The 2,876-nt window shown below is 66.9% G+C and carries 2 protein-coding genes and 1 pseudogene; all 3 read left to right on the top strand.

The genetic code is table 11. The features are described from left to right. Nucleotides 1-355 precede the first annotated feature (355 nt). Nucleotides 356-844: a peptide-methionine (R)-S-oxide reductase MsrB gene (gene msrB / locus JCM19049_RS10935; protein WP_279403001.1), complete on the top strand. Its 489-nt coding sequence runs from the start codon at nucleotides 356-358 to the stop codon at nucleotides 842-844. 194 nt (nucleotides 845-1,038) lie between these two features. Then, nucleotides 1,039-2,411 (top strand): annotated as a pseudogene (locus tag JCM19049_RS10930) (DUF6421 family protein). A 9-nt stretch (nucleotides 2,412-2,420) separates the two neighbouring features. Further along, nucleotides 2,421-2,876: SDR family NAD(P)-dependent oxidoreductase (locus JCM19049_RS10925; protein WP_279403000.1), on the top strand; the 456-nt coding region annotated here is incomplete at its 3' end.

Below are 2,876 nucleotides of genomic sequence, written 5' to 3'. Positions count from 1 at the left end.
CCGCGTCGCGCACCAGGTGCACCCACATCTGCCCGTGCTCGTCGGTGTGGATCGAGCGGATGACGTCCCGTCCGATGCGGCTGTCCTCCGGGGTGACCACGCGGCGGGCGAAGTAGGCGGCCAGCGCGGAGACGCTGGCGGCGACCAGGACCCGGCGGTGACGCCGATCAGGGTGCCCAGCAGCGTGGCGGGGACCGTCTTGCGCGGTTCAAGGGACTTCACGATCTGGGCCATGGTTCATCCTCTCAAATGCCCGGCGCAGATTCATCCGGGTTTCCTGCCGTCCGGGCCGGGGTTGGGAGGCGAAGTTGGCCGGTTCGGGGAATCTTCTGCCGCTGCGGGGCGTTAAAGGGGTATGACTTCCAACGATCCTGCTGCCCGTAATTCCGCGACCCCCAACACCGCATCCCCGAACCCCACATCTCCGAACCCCGCCGGCGGCGCGGCGGGGGAAAAGACCGAACTGGACTGGCGCCAGGTGCTCAGCCCGCAGGAGTACCACGTGCTGCGCGAGGCCGGCACCGAACGTCCGTTCACCGGCGAATACTGGGACACCACCACCGAGGGGGTGTACTCCTGTCGGGCCTGCGGGGCCGAGCTGTTCGCCAGCACCACCAAGTTCGATGCCGGCTGCGGCTGGCCCTCGTTCTTCACCCCGCTGGCCGAGGACCGGGTGCGCTACCTCACCGACGAGACCCTGGGCATGAAGCGGGTGGAGGTACGCTGCGCAGCCTGCGACTCGCACCTGGGCCACGTTTTCGAGGGCGAGGGCTTCAACACGCCCAGCGACCTGCGCTATTGCATCAACTCGCTGTCGTTGACGCTGCGCGAGGCCAACGCCTAAGCCTCCCGGAGGAACCGGTTGCCCCGACCGCAGGCGGCCAGGGCAACCGGTGTCGATGCCAGATGAGGTGAACGCCACACCAAGCATTAGACCTGCTTTGGCTCAGGCCGGGCGGCATTACGAAAACCTGATTCTGGGCGTAGCGTGAGGGGTAGCAACCACTGATCCCGATCGACACGATGAGGTGAACGTACATGACCCAGAGCCCAGTACATCCACAGGTAAACGCCGACGAACTGGTGAACTCCGATGCCTGGCAGAACCTGAAGGCCGCCGCCACCGAGTTCCAGTCGCTGCAGGTGAAGGACGGCTCGCTGGCCGACGCCAAGGACCTGGGCCGGGCCCGCGAACTGCTGCAGACCGTGATCGCCTCGGTGCAGTCCCTGGCCCCCAGCTTCCCGCACGACGCCTCCTACCTGCAGAAGCTGGTGGCGGACCTGCGCCGCTGGTCCGAAGAGGGCGTGGGCGTTCCGGACTTCCTGGATTCACTGCTGCAGTTCCAGCCCCAGGGCCAGCGCCAGGACGGGCTGCTGCACCTGGTCGTCTTCCCCATGTACACCCAGAACGGCTCGACCAACCGCCACCTGGAGGCCGTGCTGGTCCAGGTGATGTGGCCGGACTTCATCGCCGAGCTGGAGGCGTCGAACTACTCCAACGCGCTGTTCGTGCCGCTGCGCTTCCTGGACTTCACCCCGGGCTACGACACCAACTCCGCGGTGCTCTTCCCCGAGTCGGTGGCCATCCGCGAGACCCCGTCCTTCACCTGGGGCGCGATCTTCCAGGACCGCGAGGCCGTGCGCTTCCGCAAGGTGCTGAAGGAGGCGGCCGCGGTGACCAACCTTGAGCTGCCGGCCGACGCCGCAGAACTGCTGGAGGACCAGCAGCTGGCCGAGGACACGTTCATCATGTGGGACCTGATCCACGACCGCACCCACATGCGCGGGGACCTGCCCTTCGACCCGTTCATGATCAAGCAGCGCATGCCCTACTTCCTGTACTCGCTGGAGGAGCTGCGCTGCGATTTGACCGCGTTCCGCGAGTGCGTGAAGATCGCCAACGACGCCAAGGCCGATGAGCGCACCGCCAAGACCGCCAAGCTGGTGCAGTACGCGGTGATCTTCGACCGGATCTTCCGCTTCGCCATCACCGGCAGCCGGGTGCGCAACTATGACGGGCTGGGCGGGCAGCTGCTGTTCGCCTGGATGCACCAGAACCACGTGCTGCACTGGACCGACACCAAGCTGTCCATCGACTGGGACGAGGTCCCGGCCGTGGTCTCCGCCCTGGGAGACGCCATCGACGAGCTGTACTGGAAGTCCATCGACCGTCCGAAGCTGGCGCACTGGCTGGCCGCCTACGAGCTGGTCTCCACCACCGTCACCCCGCACCCGGCCTCCACCTGGGCCAAGGCCCGGACGCGCTGCCGCTGACCGCGCCGCTGCGGGAGATCACCGACCAGGTGATGGACGACGAGTTCCCGCTGTCGATGTTCTACGAGGCGCTGAGCAAGAAGATGAAGCAGACCATCGAGTCCACCCGTGGCATGTATGGCGCCAGCCTCATCTAGGCTCGGGGTATGGATAACACAACTATCGCCGATCGCACGATCCTGATCGCCGGGGCCACCTCCGCCAGCGGGGTGGCCACCGCCCGCGCCCTGTCCGATGCCGGGGCGCGGGTGCTGGTGGTCGGCTCCAACCAGCAGCGCCTGGAGGAACGCCTTGATTTCGCCACGGCCCGCTACCAGGCCGACTTGGGGGACGAAACCGAAGTCCAGTCCCTGGCCAAGCAGGTGCACGACGAGCATGGACGGATCGACGCGCTGATCCACCTGGTCGGCGGCTGGCGCGGCGGCAAGGGCATCGTCGGGCAGTCCAGCCAGGACTACGACTTCCTGCACCGCTCGGTGATGACCACGCTGCGCAACACCACCCGCGCCTTCTACCAGGACCTGGTGGACTCCCCCGCCGGACGCCTGGCGATCATCAGCTCGCAGGCGGTGGCCACCCCCACCCCCTCGAATGCGAACTAC

Source organism: Arthrobacter sp. JCM 19049 (assembly GCF_001310435.1).
This window is presented reverse-complemented; position numbering and strand designations above follow the sequence as displayed.

Bases quoted from the DNA above. Each gene is read 5' to 3' on its own strand.
- msrB (WP_279403001.1), top strand. From the start codon at position 356: ATGACTTCCAACGATCCTGCTGCCCGTAATTCCGCGACCCCCAACACC.